This window comes from Agromyces sp. P2_B3 (genome assembly GCF_056404815.1).
In genome coordinates, this window is record NZ_JBFUDH010000002.1 from 173,183 (window position 1) to 190,251 (window position 17,069).

The following is a 17,069-nucleotide window of genomic DNA, read 5'->3' on the forward strand; positions in this document are numbered from 1 at the left end:
GCAGCGTGACGGCGGAGTTCGCCGTCGCGCTGCCGGCGATCGCCGTGGTGCTCGCCACCTGCCTGGCGGCGGTCGTCCTCGTGGCGCAGCAGGTGCGGCTGACGGATGCTGCGGCCGACGCCGCGCGTGCCCTCGGGCGTGGTGAATCCGATTCGTCCGCCGTGTCGATCGCCCACCGGGTGTCGGGCGTCGGCGCGGGGCTGACGAGTTGGCACGAGGACCCGTTCGTCTGCGTCGCGCTGTCCGCGCCAGGCGCTGGCCTGCTGTCCGCCGTCACGCTTCGCGCGGAGTCGTGCGCCCTGGCCGGGGGACGGTGAGCGTGCGCGAGGCGGAACGCGGTGCGGCATCCGTGCTGGCGCTCGGCATCGTGGGTGCCGTGGTGGCGCTGACCGTGCTCACGGTGCCCATGCTGTCGGCCTTCGCGCTGGCGCAATGTGCCGCCAACGCGGCCGACGCGGCCGCCCTCGCTGCGGCCGACGCGATCTCGGGCGCGGTCCCCGGAGCGCCGTGCGACCTGGCCGAGCGGACGGCGGTCCGCAACGGGGCGGACGTGGAAGTCTGCGATCTCGATGGGGCGGTGGCGTTCGTCGCCGTGCGGGTGCAGGGAATCGGCATCGATATCCGCCGCGCGGCGCGGGCCGGGCCGCCGGGCGCGACCGGGCCGCCCGGCCCGACCGGTTGAGCTCAGTCGAAGACGGTCTCCACGAAGCGGTACTCCACGGCGGTGGGTCGGTCGTCGTCCTCGGCGCCGAACTCGAGGCCCGCGGCACGGGTATAGATGTAGTGCTTGCCCTTGTCGGTGTTGAGCTCGAGACGAGGACGGGGATCGCCCGTCTCGAGGAAGGCGGTGGCGACCGTCTTGCCCTCGAGCGGACCGTCGATGAGTTTCGCGGTGTACGAGGTCGCGGAAGTGGTGTCCATGGCGTCATTCTCCTCCGCGGCCCGCGAACTGCAAGGGGTTGCAAGCGCGTCGCCCCACCCCCAGTTCGCGCCGCCCGGTGGGTGCACTCACGGTGAGTGTGTGTATGGTGTGGCTGTCGGCGGTCCGATCCACCGGCAGGCACACCGCTCGGGGGCGCGGCTCGAACGTGCGTTGCCCCATTCATGGAACAGAGGAGTCTGGTGTCAGGCGCGAAGAAGTTGGTCATCGTGGAGTCGCCGACGAAGATGAAGTCGATCGCCCAGTACCTGGGCGACGGCTACCAGGTGCTGTCGTCGGTCGGCCACATCCGTGACCTCATCGAGCCGAAGAACCTGCCCGCGGAGTTGAAGAAGGGCTCGCTCGGCAAGTTCTCCGTCGACGTCGAGCACGGCTTCGAGCCGTACTACGTCGTCTCCGACTCCAAGAAGAAGACGGTCGCCGAGCTGAAGCGTGCCCTGAAGGACGCCGACGAACTCCTCCTCGCAACAGATGAGGACCGCGAGGGCGAGGCCATCGCGTGGCACCTCCTCCAGGAGCTCAAGCCCAAGGTGCCGGTGCGCCGCATGGTGTTCCACGAGATCACCAAGGACGCCATCCAGAAGGCGAAGGACAACACCCGCGAACTCGACACCGCACTCGTCGACGCGCAGGAGACCCGTCGCATCCTCGATCGGCTCTACGGGTACGAGGTGTCGCCCGTGCTCTGGCGCAAGGTCGGTCCGGGGCTCTCCGCGGGACGCGTGCAGTCCGCCGCCACCCGACTCGTCGTCGACCGCGAGCGGGAGCGCCTCGCGTTCGTCGCCGCCGGCTACTGGGATCTCATCGGTCGCTTCACGCCCGAGGCATCCGACCAGGGCTCCGCCTTCGAAGCGCGCCTCGTGCGCCTCGGCGGCGAACGGGTCGCGACCGGCCGCGACTTCGACGACGCAGGCCGGCTGAAGGGCAAGGCCGTCGTGCTCGAGGAGCGCGTCGCCGAGGCCCTCGTGCACGCACTGCGCGACGATCGCGTCCGGCGAACGGTCTCCAAGGTGGAGTCGAAGCCGTACTCGCGCCGGCCGGCGGCCCCGTTCACGACCTCGACCCTGCAGCAGGAATCGGCCCGCAAGCTCCGTCTCTCGGCTCGCGACACGATGCGCGTCGCGCAGTCGCTCTATGAGAACGGGTACATCACCTATATGCGCACCGACTCCGTGTCGCTGTCGCAGCAGGCGATCACGGCCGCACGGTCGCAGGCGACGAAGCTCTACGGCGCGGACTCCATCCCCGACGCCCCCCGCGTGTACACCGGGAAGTCGAAGAACGCCCAGGAGGCGCACGAGGCGATCCGCCCCTCGGGCGAGGTGTTCCGCACGCCCTCCGAGCTGCAGAGCGTGCTCCGAGGCAGCGAGTTCAAGCTCTACGACCTCATCTGGAAGCGCACGGTCGCCTCTCAGATGGCGGATGCGAAGGGCCAGACCGCGACCGTCACCATCGAGGTCGGGCCGACGGCAGCGGACGCCGCGACCCCCGCCGAGGCATCCGTCAGCGTCGCGGGCACGATCGCGGAGTTCACCGCGAGCGGCACGGTCATCACCTTCCGCGGCTTCCTCGCCGCCTACGAGGAGAGCCGCGACGAGGAGCGCAACGCCGACGAGACCCCCGGCGAGGCGAAGCTGCCGCCGCTGAAGGAAGGCCAGTCGCTCGCGATCGCCGACCTGGAGGCGAAGGGCCACGAGACCTCCCCGCCGCCCCGGTACACCGAGGCCAGTCTCGTGAAGCGGCTCGAGGAGCTCGGCATCGGCCGGCCCTCGACCTTCGCATCGATCATCTCCACGATCCTCGACCGCGGCTACGTCACGCAGCGCGGCCAGGCGCTCGTGCCCAGCTGGGTCGCGTTCTCGGTCGTCCGCCTCCTCGAGGAGCACTTCGGCGACCTCGTGCAGTACGACTTCACGGCCGAGATGGAGGACGACCTCGACCGGATCGCCTCCGGCGAGGCCGACCGGGTCGACTGGCTGAACGGCTTCTACTTCGGGTCCGACACCCACCGGGGCCTGCGTCAGGTGGTCGACAACCTCGGCGACATCGACGCCCGTGAGATCAACTCCGTCCGGATCGCGCCCGACATCACCCTCCGCATCGGCAAGTACGGTCCCTACCTCGAGACCGCCGACCCGGATGCCGCTGACGACGCCACCCCTCGTCGCGTCAACCTCCCCGTCGAACTCGCGCCCGACGAGCTCACCGAGGCCAAGGCCAGGGAACTCATCGAGGCGCCCGTGCAGACCGACCGCGTCCTCGGCCTGAATCCCGAGAGCGGCAAGCAGGTCGTGGTCAAGGACGGCCGGTTCGGCCCCTACGTCACGGAGCTCGAACCCGAGCCCGAGGAGCCCGAGGCTGCGGCCGCGGCATCCGTCGACCCGGCGACCGGCGAGGTCGTGGAGGCCCCCAAGCCGAAGCGGGCCGCGAAGAAGCCCGTCGCGGCGAAGCCGCGCACCGCCTCCCTCTTCAAGAGCATGCAGATCGAGGAGGTCGACCTCGACACCGCGCTCAAGCTGCTCGACCTGCCGCGCGTCGTCGGGCTCGACCCCGAGTCGGGAGAGGAGATCACCGCGCAGAACGGGCGCTACGGGCCGTACCTCAAGAAGGGCGCCGACACTCGAACGCTGCCCAGCGAGGATGCGATCTTCGAGATCGATCTCCCGGGCTCCCTGGAACTGTTCGCGCAGCCCAAGTACGGCGCCCGGCGCGCGTCGAGCGCACTCAAGGAGTTCGACAACGATCCCGTGAGCGGCAAGCCGATCAAGGTGAAGGACGGAAGGTTCGGTCCCTACGTCACCGACGGCACCACGAACGCGACCATCCCGCGTGCGGAGTCCGTCGAGGAGATCACGTTCGAGCGCGCGGTCGAGCTGCTCCAGGCCAAGCGCGACAAGGGGCCCGCCGCCCCCCGCGCAAAGCGCTCCACGACGACGGCCGCCAAGAAGGCGCCCGCGAAGAAGGCGCCGGCGAAGAAGGCGGCGAGCAAGAAGAGCACGGCGTGAGCCTCGGCGTCTTCATCACCCTCGAGGGTGGCGACGGCTCCGGGAAGACGACGCAGGCCGAACTGCTCGGCCGCTGGCTGGAGGAGGCGGGTCGCACGGTCGTGCGCACCCGGGAGCCCGGCGGCACCGAGGTCGGTGTCGAGGTGCGGGAGATCGTGCTCCACCACCGCGGGGACATCGCGCCGCGGGCGGAGGCGCTGCTCTACGCCGCGGATCGCGCACACCACGTCGCGACCCTGGTCCGCCCGGCGCTCGAGCGAGGCGACGTCGTCCTGCAGGATCGCTACATCGATTCGTCGGTCGCCTACCAGGGCGCAGGACGCGTGCTCGATCCAGACGCGATCCGCGGCCTGTCCGAGTGGGCGACCGAGGGACTGCAGCCCGACCTCACCATCCTGCTCGATCTCGATGCGGTGTCGGCGCGCGGACGCCTCGACCAGGCGCGCACCCGCTACGACCGGCTCGAGGCCGAGGCATCCGAGTTCCACGATCGCGTGAGGGCGGCGTACCTCGCACTGGCCGAGGCCGAGCCCGAACGGTTCCTCGTCGTCGACGCGACGCGCCCCGTCGATGAGATCGCCGGCGTGATCCGTGCCCGCGTCGCCGGCCTGCTCTGAACGGCCGGACGGCACGGATGCCCCGTACGGCGCGGATGGCGCGGTCAGGGGCGGAAGGTAGCGTGGACGCGTGAGCGTGTGGAGTGAACTGACCGGGCAGGACACGGCCATCGGCGTGTTCCGGTCGGCAGCCGAGGCCGCCGGCGGCGCGTCCCGGCAGATGACGCACTCCTGGCTGATCACCGGACCGCCCGGGTCGGGCCGGTCGAACCTCGCCTACGCCTTCGCGACGGCGCTCATCGCCGGGCACCCCGACGGCGATGAGCCCACCCGCATCCAGGTCGAGGCGCGAAGCCACCCCGACCTGCACGTGCTCGCCACCGAGGGCGTGATCATCAAGCGCGACGACGTGCGCGAGATCGTGAAGCGCTCGCACTACGCTCCGTCCGTCGGTCGGCACCGGGTCGTCATCGTCGAGGACGCCGACCGCATGACCGAGCAGACCTCGAACTTCCTCCTGAAGGAGCTCGAGGAACCGCCCGAGCGCACTGTCTGGATCCTCTGCGCCCCCAGCGAAGCCGACCTCATCCCGACCATCCGCTCCCGCGTCCGCTCGGTGCGGCTGCAGATGCCCACTGTGGCCGAGGTCGCCGCGCTCCTCGTGCGCCGCGACGGCGTCGATCCCGAGCTGGCCGAACGCTCGGCGCGCGAGGCGCAGTGCCACATCGGCATGGCGCATCGGCTCGCGACGAGCGACGAGGCCCGGCAGCGGCGAGCCGAGACCCTCCGGCTGGCGCTCGAGGTGCGCTCGGCGGCGACCGCCGTCTCGACCGCGGCGCGATTCCTCCAGATCGCGGGCGACGACGCCAAGGCGATCACGGAGCTCCGCGACGCCGAGGAGCGGGCGCACGCGCTGCGCTCCCTGGGCCTGGCTCCCGGGCAGGCGGTGCCGGCCGCGCTGCGACCGCAGCTCAAGGCGCTCGAGGACGACCAGAAGCGACGGGCCACGCGCAGCCTGCGCGATGGGATCGACCGCATCCTCGTCGACCTCGCGTCGCTCTACCGCGACGTGCTCCTGGTGCAGCTCGGCGCCGACGTCGAGCTGGTGAACCGTGAGCTGCTGCCGCAGATCGAGCGGGCGGCGGCATCCGCTGCGTCGGCACGGACTCTGGCGACGCTCGACGCCATCCAGGCGGCGCGCGAACGCATCGAGGGCAACGTGCAACCCGCGCTCGCGCTCGAGGCGATGCTCGTCAGCGCCATTCGCACTTCCACCGAACGGGGAGCCGCATGACCTCAATACCCCTCATGGCCCGATCAGGTGCACGGATGCGACGCGCTCGTCGTGTCGGCGTCGTCGGAGTGCTGCTCGCGGCGGTCGTCGCGCTGACCGGGTGCTCCACCGACTTCCTCCGCCCTGCGCCGCCGGTCTCGACGCCGACCGGAGAAGACGTGTCCGAGGCACTGCAGCCGTTCTACACGCAGGTGCTCGAGTGGGGGCCCTGCGGCGACGGTCTGGGCTGCGCCACGGCGAAGGCCCCGCTCGACTGGGAGAACCCCGCCGACGGCGAGGTGGAGCTCGCCCTGATCCGGCACGTGGCCACCGGAGAGCGGCTCGGCTCGCTGCTGGTCAATCCGGGCGGTCCCGGCGGGTCCGGATACGACTTCGTCGCGGACTCGCTCGACTACGCGGTGGGGCAGCCCCTGCAGGATCACTTCGACGTGGTCGGGTTCGACCCACGAGGAGTCGGTCGGAGCTCGGATGTCGCATGCTACGACGCCGCCGCGATGGACGACTACCTCTATGGGATCGTGCCCGCCGAGCGCGGCAGCGACGAGTGGATCGACCTCGTGGGGACCGCAGCCGCCGATTTCGGGAAGGCGTGCAGCGAGCAGACCGGCGACCTGCTGGCGCACGTCGACACGGTCAGCGCCGCGCACGACCTCGACCTGCTCCGCGCGGTGCTCGGCGACGAGAAGCTCAACTACCTCGGGTACTCGTACGGCACGTTCCTCGGGGCGACGTACGCCGACCTCTACCCCGAGAAGGTCGGGCGACTCGTGCTCGACGGCGCCCTCGACCCCGCCGCAAGCAACGCCGAGGTCAACGAGGTGCAGGCCGTCGGCTTCGAGCACGCGCTGCACGCCTACCTCGAGAACTGCCTCACCGGCACGGAGTGCCCCTTCCAGGGTTCGGCCGACGACGCCATGGCCGAGGTCGGTCGCCTGCTCGCGTCAGTCGATGCCAGCCCGCTGCGCGGCTCGGACGGCCGCATGGTCGGCGCGGACACCCTGCTGACCGCCATCATCTATCCGCTCTACAGCGAGGAGTCGTGGCCCTACCTCGACCAGATGTTCGAGTCGGTCATGTTCGGCGAGGCCGACGTCGCGCTCTCCTTCGCCGACGCGTATAACGGGCGCGGCGACGACGGCACCTACCTCGACAACTCCACCGAGGCGTTCCGTGCGATCAACTGCCTGGACTACACGTACCAGTCCGACGTGGCGGTGATGCGGGCGGATGCCGCGGCCATCGCCGCTGCAGCACCGATCATCGGGCCGTACTTCGGCTACGGCGACCTGGGCTGCGTGAACTGGCCGTACCAGAGCGACCGCGTGCGGGAGCCGATCACGGCGTCGGGCGCCGCCCCGATCCTCGTCGTGGGCACCACCGGAGACCCGGCGACCCCCTACGAATGGGCGGTGGCACTCGCCGACCAGCTCGAGAGCGGCGTCCTGGTCACCTACGACGGTGAGGGCCACACGGCCTACAACAAGTCGAATGCGTGCGTGAACGACGCCGTGGAACGGTATCTCATCGATGGCACCGTGCCCGAGTCCGACCCTCGGTGCTGAGGTGGTCAACGAGGGCGGCGAAACCCGCTAACATAGATTCTCGTGCCAGCCGGATCGCCCAGGCGAGACCGGATGCCACGCCGCCTTAGCTCAGTCGGCAGAGCGTCTCACTCGTAATGAGAAGGTCGTGGGTTCGATTCCCACAGGCGGCTCAGCACCGCGAACGGCCCCGGATCATCCGGGGCCGTTCGTGCTCTCGACCGAGGTCGTCCTGCGTGTGGCGCTATCCGATCACCTTGCGGACCTCGCCCGCGTACGCGGTGTAGCCGGTCGCCGTCGGATGGAAGCCGTCGGTGGTGCGGAGCCACGACCAGTCGTTGATCCACGGCGTGGCGCTGCCGACGCCATGCCCTGCGAACGCCGCCTCGACGTCGACGAAGACCGCGCCGTTGGCCACCGCGGCGGCCTCGACGGCGTCGTTGAGCGCCGTCGTGCTCTGGTTGACGCGCGCCGCCCACTGGTACTTCGTGTTCGGCACGTTGAAGAGCAGCGGGTAGCCCGTGACGACCACCTTCGCCCCGGGCGCGCGCACACGGAGCGCCTGGATGGCGGCCGCGACATTCGCCCCGAGCGTCCCGTTCGCCACGAGCGTCTCGCCTGAGACGATGCGCGACTCGCAGGTGCTCGACACGAGGACGAAGCAGGACTGCATGACGTCGGCGAATCCGACGTCGTTGCCGCCCACCGTCAGCGACACCCGTGTGGCCGTGGCCGGAATGGCGGGTACCTGCGCGGCGATGACCGTCGCGGTCGACGCCCCGGAGCAGGCCGGGAACGCCACCAGTCTGAGGTTCGCGTCGGCGTCGAGCACCTTCGGGTAGCTGCTCGAGCTGCGGTAGCACGACGTGTCGAGGTAGTTCCGCGCGCCGACGCCCGCGGCGAACGAGTCGCCGGCGGCGGCATAGTCCAACTCGGTCGTGCCACCCCCGCCGCCTGGCTTGCCCGGCTTGTCGGGCTTGCCGGCGACGACGGCTGCGTGAGCCGGCGCGGGCGGGCCGGCCAGTGCCGACGCGCCGACGATCGCGGCCGCGGCGAGCACCGCAGCCGCGAGCACGACGCGGCGCCGGCCCGCGGCCGGCGAGAGTGCGCCGATCATCGGGCGGCGCGGATGGCCGCCGCGTAGGCGTCGTACCCGGCCGGGTTCGGATGGAACGCGTCGGCGTTCGGCGGTGCGACGATCCACGGGCTCGCGGATCCGAGGCCGTGGCCGGCGAAGTCGTCGGTCACGTCGACATAGACGAACCCCGGACCGGCGGCGGCGACGACGCCCTGGATCACGGCATTGAGCGCCACGACGCCCGCGTTCACCACGCCCGCCTGCGGGACGGCCGGATCGAGCAGCAGCGGATAGCCGGTCACGAGCACGGTGGCCTTCGGAGCGGCCGTCCGGATCGCGGCGAGTGCGCCGGCGAGGTCGGACGCCAGCATCGGGAGGTTCGCCTGGGCGGCGGCGACGGCGGCGGCGCACTGCTCGACGGTGCCGAGCAGGCATGCCGTCGTGACGGTGTCGAGCCCGAGGTCGTTGGCGCCCACGGTCAGGGTGACCAGCCGCGTGCGGAGGTCCAGGCCGCCGAGCTGCGTCGCCACGACGTCGTCGACCGTGGCGCCGACGCATCCGCGCAGCGATGCGTGCACGGTGAGGCCGGGGTCGGAGGCGAGGTCGGCCGCGTAGCCGTTCGGGCTGGTGAGGCACGCGTCCAGGTAGTCGCCGCCGCCCACGCCCGCCGCGTAGGAGTCGCCGAGTGCGGCGTATGCGGCCTTGTCGGCCGACGGAGGTCCGGGTTGGCCACCGGGGGCGGCCATCGCGGGGAGAGCACCGAAGAGGGTCGCCGAGGCGACGAGGATCGATGCGCTGGCGAGCGTCGTGAGACGCCGGGTTCTCGACAGCGTTGTCATGCACGGATGGTAGTGCGGTCCGGCGCCGGCCGCCTGTCCCAGTTCGGGGCGCAGCCTTGGCGCCCCATGCGGGACGGGAGCGTCCTCGTCAAGGGGGGGCGGCGAAACACCCCTCGCACTATCCTTGCGGGGAAACGAGCACGTCGATGACCCGATCGAGCGGCGGCGCCGAGGAGGGAGGCACGGTGGGCAAGCTCACCTACGATTCCACGTTGACCGTCGACTTCGACGACCGCGTGCTCGCCCATCTCCAACTCGTGATCGCTGCGAAGCTCCGGCGCGGCGAGTCGTTCACCTTCAGCTGGCGAGACGATCCGGCGGTCGGCGACGGGCGGAGCGCACTGTGGATCCACCCGGCCATCCCGTTGTCGTTCAAGTACGCGGGCGGGCGCCAGCCGTCGATCAATCGAGCCTGGATCGAGGTGCTCATGAGTGCCGCGAACTCGCCGAGCGGCCTGCACCTGATCCCCGAACCCGACGACGTCGTCCCCAGCGGAGAGCGGGAGCCGTGAAGCGCATCCAGATCATCTACGCGGGTCGCGACTTCTCCATCGGCGAAGAGGACTTCGAGGCCATGAAGGCCGCGATCGAGCAGGCGAACCGCGACGGGCGCGCCGTCTGGATCACGGTCAACCACGGCGAGGGGCGGCCTCAGCCCGCTGAGCTGCTGATCGGGCCGGGCATTCCGGTCGCCCTCATGCCGGTTCCCGACGAGCCGCCCGTCCCCCAGGCCGACGGCGAGGGCACGGTGAGCACGTCCTAGGCCGGCTCGGACTCCAGCCGGCCCTCAGACCTCATCGGTCCAGTCGTAGTCGACGGACGACTCGCGATCGGCCGCATGATTGGGCACCGGATGCATCGGCGCGAGCTCGGCGGTGAGTGCCTGCAGCCGCGCGACGATCTCGGCGTCCTCGATCTCCTCGTAGCCCTCCGGATCGACCCGTTCGGTCACGAGCTGGCTGGCCGGACCGACCAGGAAGCGCACCCGACTGAGGCTGCCGTCGTCCTCGTGTCTGACCGGGATGTCGATGGTGCCCGCCGCGCTGCGCGTCGCCAACGCGGCCGCATAGGCGACGAGGGCCTGTGCGATCTCCGTGCCGGTGAGGAAATGGTCGCCCGCATAGTAGATCCGCTCCATACTCCACAGGTAGTGCACGCTTCCGACCCGATCAATCCCTTGACTCGACGGCTCGCGGGTGCGGGGGTGCGGGCATCCCACCCCGTCACGGACGCGCCGCCCGGCCGTCGAGGCCGCCGCTAGGCTTGCGCCATGACGGAACGACTGCGCTGGGGCATCCTCGCGACGGGTGGCATCGCCCATGCCTTCACCCACGACCTGAAGCTCAACGGATTCACGGTGCAGGCCGTGGGCTCGCGCTCCCAGGAGTCCGCCGACGCCTTCGCCGCGGAGTTCGACATCCCGACCGCGCATCCGAGCTACGAGGCCCTCGTCGCCGACCCCGAGGTCGACGTGGTCTACGTGTCGACGCCGCATCCCCTCCACGTCACCACGGCGCGCATGGTCCTGGAGGCCGGCAAGCACGTGCTCGTGGAGAAGCCGTTCACGGTGAACGCCCGCGAGGCGCAGGAGCTCGCCGACCTGGCGAGCGAGCGCGGGCTGCTCGTCCTCGAGGCCATGTGGACGAGGTACCTGCCGCACATGGCGCGCATCCGGCAGATCATCGCCGACGGCACGCTCGGCGAGGTGCGCACGCTCATCGCGGACCACACGCAGAAGCTCTCCGACGACCCGACGCACCGCATCAACGCGCTCGAGCTCGGTGGCGGGGCGCTCCTCGACCTCGGCATCTACCCGGTGTCGTTCTCGTGGGACCTGTTCGGCGCGCCGCGCACCATCCAGTCGACGGCGACGTTCAAGGACACGGGCGCCGACGCGCAGATCGCCAACCTCCTCGGGTACGACGGCGGCCGCGTCGCGTCGATCCTGTCGGCGAGCGACACCCTGGGGCCGAACACCGCGGCCGTGCTCGGCACCCTCGCCCGGATCGAGATCGACCGCGTCTGGTACACGCCGACCTCCTTCCGCGTGGTCGCCGCCGACGGCACCGTCATCGAGGAGTTTCGCTCCGAGGTCACCGGCCGGGGCATGCACTTCCAGGCCGAGGCCGTCGAGCGACTGGTCGCCGAGGGCAACCTCCGCGGCGACCTCCTCACGATCGACGAGACCGTCGCCATCATGGGCACGCTCGACGCCATCCGCGAGCAGATCGGGCTGCGCTACCCGGGCGAATGACGGGCCGGCGGGGCCGCAGCGCACTCGGCTTCCGCTCGGGCGACGGTCAGGTTCCGTTCCGGCCCGCCGCGTACAATTCCCCGGATGACCGACGAGACGGATGCCGCGGGCGAGCCCACGACGTCCGGCGACCCCGGGTCGAAGGACCCCGGGGTGCCTCGCGACGCGCCGACCAGCGGCCCCGCGGAGGACGCGCCCGGCGCTGCGGAGCCACCGGCCGCGCCACCCGCGCCGGCCGCCGGGGCCTCGCTCGGGGCATCCGTCGCCGCGTTCGCACGGAAGCACCGCGTGGCCCTCTCGATCACGGGCGGCGCGCTGGCCGTCGCGCTCCTGGGAACGGGCGCCGTGGTCGCGGGCGCGACCCTCAACGCCGGTGATCCCAGGCCCGACACCATCGCCGCGACGGCGCCGGCCACCCCCACGCCGACGGCCGACCCCGCTCGCCCGGCGCCGGCGGCGGCGATCCCCGCGAGCCGCATCCGCACGTGCTCGGTGGCCGACCGCGCGGCCGACGGACGACTGGCCAACCTCCAGGCGCAGGTCGTGAACGCCGCCACCGGTGAGGTGCTCTACGACCGCGGCGGCACCACGCCCTCGCGCACTGCCAGTGTCATGAAGGTGCTGACCTCGGCGGCCGCGCTGTCGGTCCTCGGACCCGACTACCGGGCGACGACGACCGTGGTCAAGGGATCTGAGCCGGGCTCGGTCGTGCTCGTCGGCGGTGGCGACGTCACCCTCTCGCGCACGCCGAGCGGCACCGAGACGGTGTACCCCGGCGCCGCGCACCTCGACGACCTCGCCGCCCAGGTGCGCGCGGCCTGGGACGCCGACCCGTCCAACCCGCCGCTCACGAAGCTGGTGCTCGACGCGAGCCTCTTCGCCGGCGACGAGTGGGAGCCCAGCTGGGAGGTGGTGGAGCGCGAGGACGGCTACATGTCGAACGTGACGGCGCTCCAGGTCGACGGCGACCGCGACGACCCGGGCGCGAACACGTCGTGGCGCAGTCCCGACCCGATCGGCCGCGCGGGCGATGCGTTCGCGTCGGAGCTCGGCGGCATCTCGGTGATCGAGCGCGGCACTGCGCCCGCGGGGGCGGCGCAGCTCGGCGCGGTCTCGTCGCCGACGGTCGCGCAGCTCATCGACAAGGCGCTGATCGTCTCGGACAACACCATCGCCGAGATGCTGGCGCGCCTCGTCGCGATCAAGGCCGGCACGGGCAACACGTTCGGTGCCATCAACGCCGGCGTGCTGCAGGGGCTGGCCCCCTACGGGATCGACACGAGCGGCATCACCGTCGTCGACGGGTCTGGGCTCAGCGACAACAACGCCGTGCCACCGTCGTACCTCACGCGCCTCTTCGTGAAGATCAACGCGCGCGAGGGCAACCTGGGCGTCATCATGGACGGGCTCCCCGTGTCGGGCGAACGGGGTTCGCTCTCGTACAGCGACCGGTTCTCGGGCGACAATTCCGTCGCCGACGGCGCGGTGTCGGCGAAGACGGGCTGGATCAACAGCGGCTACACGCTGTCGGGCGTCGTGCGCGCACAGGACGGCTCGACGCTCACGTTCGCGGTCTACGCGCTCGGCGACGTGTCGGATGACACGAAGCAGGCCATCGACACCCTCACGACCGGCTTCTTCCTCTGCGGCGACAACCTCTCGAATCGGTGAGCGGGCGGGCATCGGCTGACATGGGGGCAGAGCGGATGCCTCACGAGGACGTCGTGGCGCTCGCCCGCCGGCTCGTGGCCGTCGACGCCACGAACCCCTCGCTCGTTCCCGGCGGTGCCGGCGAGGCCGAGCTCGCGAGCGTCATCGCCGACTGGCTGGGTGCTCGGGGCTTCGAGGTGCGCCTCGTCGGCCAGGACCACGCACGACCGAGCGTGCTCGCGCGCCGTCGCGGGTCGGGTGCCGGCGGCAGCCTGCTCCTCGCCGGGCACCTCGACACGGTCGGCGGCAGCGGGGCGATCAGCGGTGCGTGGGCGGATGCCGCGGGCGATTCGTCACCGGATGCCGCGGCCGACCCGTCGGGGCCCGCGGACCGCATCGTCGGCCGCGGCGCGTACGACATGGCCGGGGGCCTCGCCGCGGCGATGGTCGCGGCGGCATCCGCGCCCGCCGACCTTCCGGGCGACCTCGTGCTCGCGTTCGCAGCGGACGAGGAGTTCGGCTCGGCCGGCATGGAGGACCTCCTCGCAGCCCTCGCCGACGGGTCCCTTCCAAATGCCGCGGTCGTGCTCGAGCCGACCGATCTCGAGGTGACGGTCGCGCACCGCGGCTTCGCCTGGTTCCGCGTCGAGTACGAGGGACTCGCGGCGCACGGCTCGCAACCCGAGCTCGGCGTGGACGCCATCGCCCGGGCCACCGACGGCCTCCTCGCCGTCAGGGCGTTCGCCGACGAGCTCGACGCCCGGCCGCGGCATCCGCTGCTCGGAGCCGGCAGCGTCAGGGTCGCCACCATCGAGGGCGGAACGGATGCCGCGACCGTCGCCGACCGCTGCGTGCTGGTGGTCGAGCGGCGCACGCTGCCGGGTGAGCCGGATCCGGGCGCCGAGCTGGAGCGGGTGCTCGCGTCCTCCCTGCCCGCGCGCATCGTGCCGCTCGTCGCCCGGCCGGCGATGGAGGCGGACGCCCACGCCGAGATCGTCGGGGCCGTCGTCGACGCGGTCGAACGGGCCACCGGCACGCCGGCGGTGCGCCGCGGCGATCCGTGGTGGACCGACGCCGGCCTCATCGCCGAGGCGGGAATCCCCGTCGTGCTCGTCGGTCCGCTCGGTGGCGGGGCGCACGCCGACGAGGAATGGGTGTCGACGGCGTCGTTGCGCACCCTCGTCGACGTGATCGATGGCGTGATCGCCGCCGTGTGCGGCGAGAATGGAAGACACCAGCGAAAGGAGCCGTCGTGACGAGGGCGTTGTTCATCATCGATGTGCAGAACGACTTCACCGAGGGCGGTGCGCTCGGCGTCGAGGGCGGCGCCGCGGTGGCGGCGGGCATCTCCGAGCTGCTCGCGCAGCACAAGGACCGCTACGGCGTCGTCGTCGCCTCGCGCGACTGGCACGACGCCGACAACGACAACGGCGGGCACTTCGCCACCGACGGCGCACCCGACTACGTCACCACCTGGCCCGTGCACTGCGTCGCCGGCACGGTCGGGGCCGCCTACCACCCCGCGCTCGACGTCGATGCGATCGACGTGCACCTGCTGAAGGGCCAGGGCGTGCCCGCCTACTCCATCTTCGAGGCCGTCGACGAGGGCGGTCGTGCCATCGGGGAGGTGCTCGATGAGTACGGCGTCACCGACGTCGACGTCGTCGGCATCGCGACCGACTACTGCGTGCGGGCCAGCGGCCTCGACGCCGTCGAGCACGGCCGCCACGTGCGCGTCTTCACGGACCTCGTCGCCGGCGTCGCACCCGAGACGTCGCAGGCGGCGCTCGCCGAGCTCGGCCATGCCGGTGCGGCCATCGCGGAGTCCACGGTGCTGGATGCCGAGGCCCGGGCGGACGCTGCGGGTGAGGCTGCGACCGGCGAAGCTGCGGATCGCGGCGACGCCGCCGACGCCGACGCAGAGCCCGGGGCGCAGGCGTGAGGCAGCCGGTCGCCGGCGACCTCCCCACGCTGCACGCCGAGAGCGCCGACGGGGTGCTCATCGCCTACCGGGTCCACGGCGTCGCCGAGGCCGACGAGCAGCTGCCGCCCGTGCTCCTGGTGCACGGGTTCGCCTCGAACGCCGCCGTCACGTGGGAGGGCACCGGCTGGGTGCGCGCACTCCTCGACGCGCATCGCGGCGTGATCACGGTCGACCTGCGGGGTCACGGCGACAGCGACAAGCCGATCGAGGCCGACGCCTACGCGCCCGAGCGGCTCGGCGGGGACCTGCTCGCCGTGCTCGACTCGGTCGGGGCCGGCGACGTGGACGTCGTCGGCTACTCCATGGGCAATCGCGTCGTCTCCGCGCTCACCGAGCTCGCTCCCGAGCGGGTGCGCCGCGTCGTCATCGGCGGCGCCGGCCCGACCGAGCTCTTCGCCACGTGGGACCTCGAAGAGGTGCGGGCGCTGCTGCTCCGCGACGAACCGGCACGCAACCCGGTGATCGAGCAGGTGCTGCGGCCCGCGATCGCGGCGGGCGCCGACCGCGAGGCGCTGCTCGCCTGCATCGAGGGGGTCTCGGGTGCGCCGCTGCTCATCCCGGGCGACATCCCGGCGCTCTTCGTCGCCGGCGAGCAGGACCCCGTCCCCGTCGGCGCGCGGGAGCTCGCCCTGGAGTGGGGCGCCGACTACGTGTCGGTCCCCGGGCGAGACCACGTGTCGACGCTCACCTCACGGGCCTTCAAGTCGGCGGCGATCGAGTTCCTGGCCTGACGAGTGCGGCCCGGCCGCGGCATCCGGCCTACAGGGTGTTGCCGAGCTTGAAGCCGCGCTCGTCGTCGCCCTTGCGCGTGTACGAGAATCCGTCCGCGCCGATGGTGACCTCCATCTCGGAGTCGTCGGTGCGCGAGGTGAGCGGCTGCGGGTTGCCGTCGAGGTCGAGCACGGTCGACGCCTCGGTGTACCACGAGGGCACGACCGGGTTGCCCCACCAGTCGCGGCGCTGGTTGTCGTGCACGTCCCAGGTGACGACCGGGTTGTCGGGATCGCCGGTGTAGTAGTCCTGCGTGTAGATCTCGATGCGGTGGCCGTCGGGGTCGCGCAGGTACAGGTAGAACGCGTTCGAGACGCCGTGCCGTCCGGGTCCGCGCTCGATGACGTCCGACATCCGCAGGGCGCCGAGCTTGTCGCAGATCGCGATGATGTTGTGCTTCTCGTGGGTCGCGAACGCGACGTGGTGCATGCGCGGGCCGTCACCGCCGGTCATGGCGGTGTCGTGAACGGTGGGCTTGCGTCGCATCCACGCCGCGTACGTGGTGCCGGCCTCGTCCTGGATGTCCTCGGTCACGCGGAAGCCGAGGTCCTCCATGTACTTCACCGCACGCGGCACGTCGGGCGTGACCTGGTTGAAGTGGTCGAGCCGCACGATCGCACCCGGCGTGTACAGGTCGTAGCGCCAGGCGAGCCGCTCGACGTGCTGCACGTCGTGGAAGAACTCGTAGGGGAAGCCCAGCGGGTCCTCGACGCGCACCGAATCCCCGATGCCGCGGGTGAATCCCTCGGGTCGGCGCTCGACGCGGCAGCCGAGCTCCTCGTAGAACGCGACGGCGAGATCGAGGTCCTCGGGGGTGCGCACGCGGTAGCTGAAGGCGGCGACGGCGGCGGCGTCGCCCTTGCGGAGCACGAGGTTGTGGTGGATGAACTCCTCGAGCGAGCGCAGGTAGACCGCCTCGTCGTCCTCCTCGGTCACGACGAGCCCGAGCACGTCGACGTAGAACGCGCGGGAGGCGGCGAGATCGGTGACGACGAGTTCCATGTAGGCGCAGCGCACGATGTCGGGTGGCGTGGCGGTGGGCGTGGGGATGGCGTGCGCGGGTGCCGGGATGGGGTCGGCGTCGGTGACGGTGGGCTCTGGGATCTGCATGTCAGCGTCCTTGCTGGGAGAGTGCGAGTGGTCTGGTCGGTCGGGA

17 protein-coding genes, 1 tRNA gene and 1 pseudogene are annotated in these 17,069 nt (G+C 71.6%); 14 read left to right on the forward strand and 5 right to left on the reverse strand.

The features are described from left to right. The first annotated feature begins 5 nt into the window (after nt 1–5). Both AC1DZA_RS03695 and AC1DZA_RS03700 read left to right on the forward strand, forming a co-directional pair. Nucleotides 6–317 (forward strand): TadE family type IV pilus minor pilin, encoded by a 312-nt coding sequence (locus AC1DZA_RS03695; protein ID WP_476771749.1) that lies wholly within the window; start codon nt 6–8, stop codon nt 315–317. Beyond that, nucleotides 314–682: an Rv3654c family TadE-like protein gene (locus AC1DZA_RS03700; RefSeq protein WP_476771750.1), complete on the forward strand. Its 369-nt coding sequence runs from the start codon at nt 314–316 to the stop codon at nt 680–682. Before AC1DZA_RS03695 ends, AC1DZA_RS03700 begins: the two co-directional genes overlap by 4 nt. A gap of 2 nt (nt 683–684) precedes the next feature. On the opposite strand, the gene AC1DZA_RS03705 is transcribed toward AC1DZA_RS03700, so the two are convergent. Beyond that, nucleotides 685–921, reverse strand: coding sequence for a hypothetical protein (locus AC1DZA_RS03705; RefSeq protein WP_159602713.1), 237 nt, complete (start codon nt 919–921; stop codon nt 685–687). A 201-nt stretch (nt 922–1,122) separates the two neighbouring features. Here AC1DZA_RS03705 and topA point away from each other — a divergent pair, with 201 nt between their 5' ends. The 5 genes from topA to AC1DZA_RS03730 all read left to right on the forward strand — a co-directional run bounded on the left by topA (nt 1,123) and on the right by AC1DZA_RS03730 (nt 7,510). Then, nucleotides 1,123–3,945 carry a type I DNA topoisomerase gene (gene topA / locus AC1DZA_RS03710; RefSeq protein ID WP_476771751.1) on the forward strand — a complete coding sequence of 941 codons (2,823 nt, stop codon included), beginning with the start codon at nt 1,123–1,125 and terminating at the stop codon, nt 3,943–3,945. Further along, entirely contained in the window at nt 3,942–4,562 is a 621-nt protein-coding gene (gene tmk / locus AC1DZA_RS03715) for a dTMP kinase (protein WP_476771752.1), read from the forward strand. Before topA ends, tmk begins: the two co-directional genes overlap by 4 nt. Before the next feature lie 70 nt (nt 4,563–4,632). After that, entirely contained in the window at nt 4,633–5,796 is a 1,164-nt protein-coding gene (locus tag AC1DZA_RS03720; RefSeq protein WP_476771753.1) for a DNA polymerase III subunit delta', read from the forward strand. A gap of 35 nt (nt 5,797–5,831) precedes the next feature. Next, a complete protein-coding gene (locus tag AC1DZA_RS03725) occupies nt 5,832–7,358 on the forward strand; it encodes an alpha/beta hydrolase (RefSeq protein ID WP_476771754.1) in 1,527 nt (508 codons plus the stop codon). Nucleotides 7,359–7,437: 79 nt separating this feature from the next. Beyond that, nucleotides 7,438–7,510, forward strand: a tRNA-Thr gene (locus AC1DZA_RS03730). Between the two features lie 71 nt (nt 7,511–7,581). Here the strand turns inward: AC1DZA_RS03730 and AC1DZA_RS03735 are convergent. After that, nucleotides 7,582–8,454: an SGNH/GDSL hydrolase family protein gene (locus AC1DZA_RS03735; protein ID WP_476771755.1), complete on the reverse strand. Its 873-nt coding sequence runs from the start codon at nt 8,452–8,454 to the stop codon at nt 7,582–7,584. Beyond that, nucleotides 8,451–9,254, reverse strand: a complete 804-nt coding sequence (locus AC1DZA_RS03740; protein WP_476763625.1) for an SGNH/GDSL hydrolase family protein — start codon at nt 9,252–9,254, stop codon at nt 8,451–8,453. Before AC1DZA_RS03740 ends, AC1DZA_RS03735 begins: the two co-directional genes overlap by 4 nt. Nucleotides 9,255–9,439: 185 nt before the next feature. On the opposite strand from AC1DZA_RS03740, the gene AC1DZA_RS03745 reads away from it, so the two are divergent. Together AC1DZA_RS03745 and AC1DZA_RS03750 are read left to right on the forward strand one after the other, a co-directional pair. Further along, the gene (locus tag AC1DZA_RS03745) at nt 9,440–9,766 is read left to right on the forward strand and encodes a DUF7882 family protein (protein ID WP_476763626.1); all 327 of its coding nucleotides are present in this window, start codon (nt 9,440–9,442) and stop codon (nt 9,764–9,766) included. Beyond that, on the forward strand, nt 9,763–10,017 hold the full coding sequence (locus AC1DZA_RS03750; RefSeq protein ID WP_476771756.1) for a hypothetical protein: 255 nt from the start codon (nt 9,763–9,765) through the stop codon (nt 10,015–10,017). Before AC1DZA_RS03745 ends, AC1DZA_RS03750 begins: the two co-directional genes overlap by 4 nt. Before the next feature lie 24 nt (nt 10,018–10,041). Here the strand turns inward: AC1DZA_RS03750 and AC1DZA_RS03755 are convergent, their stop codons facing one another. Next, nucleotides 10,042–10,575 carry a hypothetical protein gene (locus AC1DZA_RS03755; protein WP_476763623.1) on the reverse strand — a complete coding sequence of 178 codons (534 nt, stop codon included), beginning with the start codon at nt 10,573–10,575 and terminating at the stop codon, nt 10,042–10,044. Between AC1DZA_RS03755 and AC1DZA_RS03760 the strand changes: the two genes are divergently transcribed. From AC1DZA_RS03760 to AC1DZA_RS03780, 5 genes and pseudogenes are all read left to right on the forward strand, one after another. Then, entirely contained in the window at nt 10,525–11,508 is a 984-nt protein-coding gene (locus AC1DZA_RS03760; protein WP_476771757.1) for a Gfo/Idh/MocA family protein, read from the forward strand. The genes AC1DZA_RS03755 and AC1DZA_RS03760 overlap by 51 nt on opposite strands. Before the next feature lie 84 nt (nt 11,509–11,592). Beyond that, a complete protein-coding gene (locus AC1DZA_RS03765) occupies nt 11,593–13,179 on the forward strand; it encodes a D-alanyl-D-alanine carboxypeptidase/D-alanyl-D-alanine-endopeptidase (RefSeq protein ID WP_476771758.1) in 1,587 nt (528 codons plus the stop codon). Nucleotides 13,180–13,214: 35 nt separating this feature from the next. Next, nucleotides 13,215–14,414, forward strand: coding sequence for a M20/M25/M40 family metallo-hydrolase (locus AC1DZA_RS03770; RefSeq protein ID WP_476771759.1), 1,200 nt, complete (start codon nt 13,215–13,217; stop codon nt 14,412–14,414). Beyond that, a pseudogene (locus tag AC1DZA_RS03775) lies at nt 14,411–14,986 on the forward strand (isochorismatase family protein); the annotation flags it as partial. The gene AC1DZA_RS03770 and the pseudogene AC1DZA_RS03775, both read left to right, overlap by 4 nt. Before the next feature lie 110 nt (nt 14,987–15,096). Further along, nucleotides 15,097–15,873, forward strand: coding sequence for an alpha/beta fold hydrolase (locus AC1DZA_RS03780; RefSeq protein ID WP_476771760.1), 777 nt, complete (start codon nt 15,097–15,099; stop codon nt 15,871–15,873). 28 nt (nt 15,874–15,901) lie between these two features. On the opposite strand, the gene hpaD is transcribed toward AC1DZA_RS03780, so the two are convergent. Then, nucleotides 15,902–17,023: a 3,4-dihydroxyphenylacetate 2,3-dioxygenase gene (gene hpaD / locus AC1DZA_RS03785; RefSeq protein WP_476771761.1), complete on the reverse strand. Its 1,122-nt coding sequence runs from the start codon at nt 17,021–17,023 to the stop codon at nt 15,902–15,904. Nucleotides 17,024–17,069 lie beyond the last annotated feature (46 nt).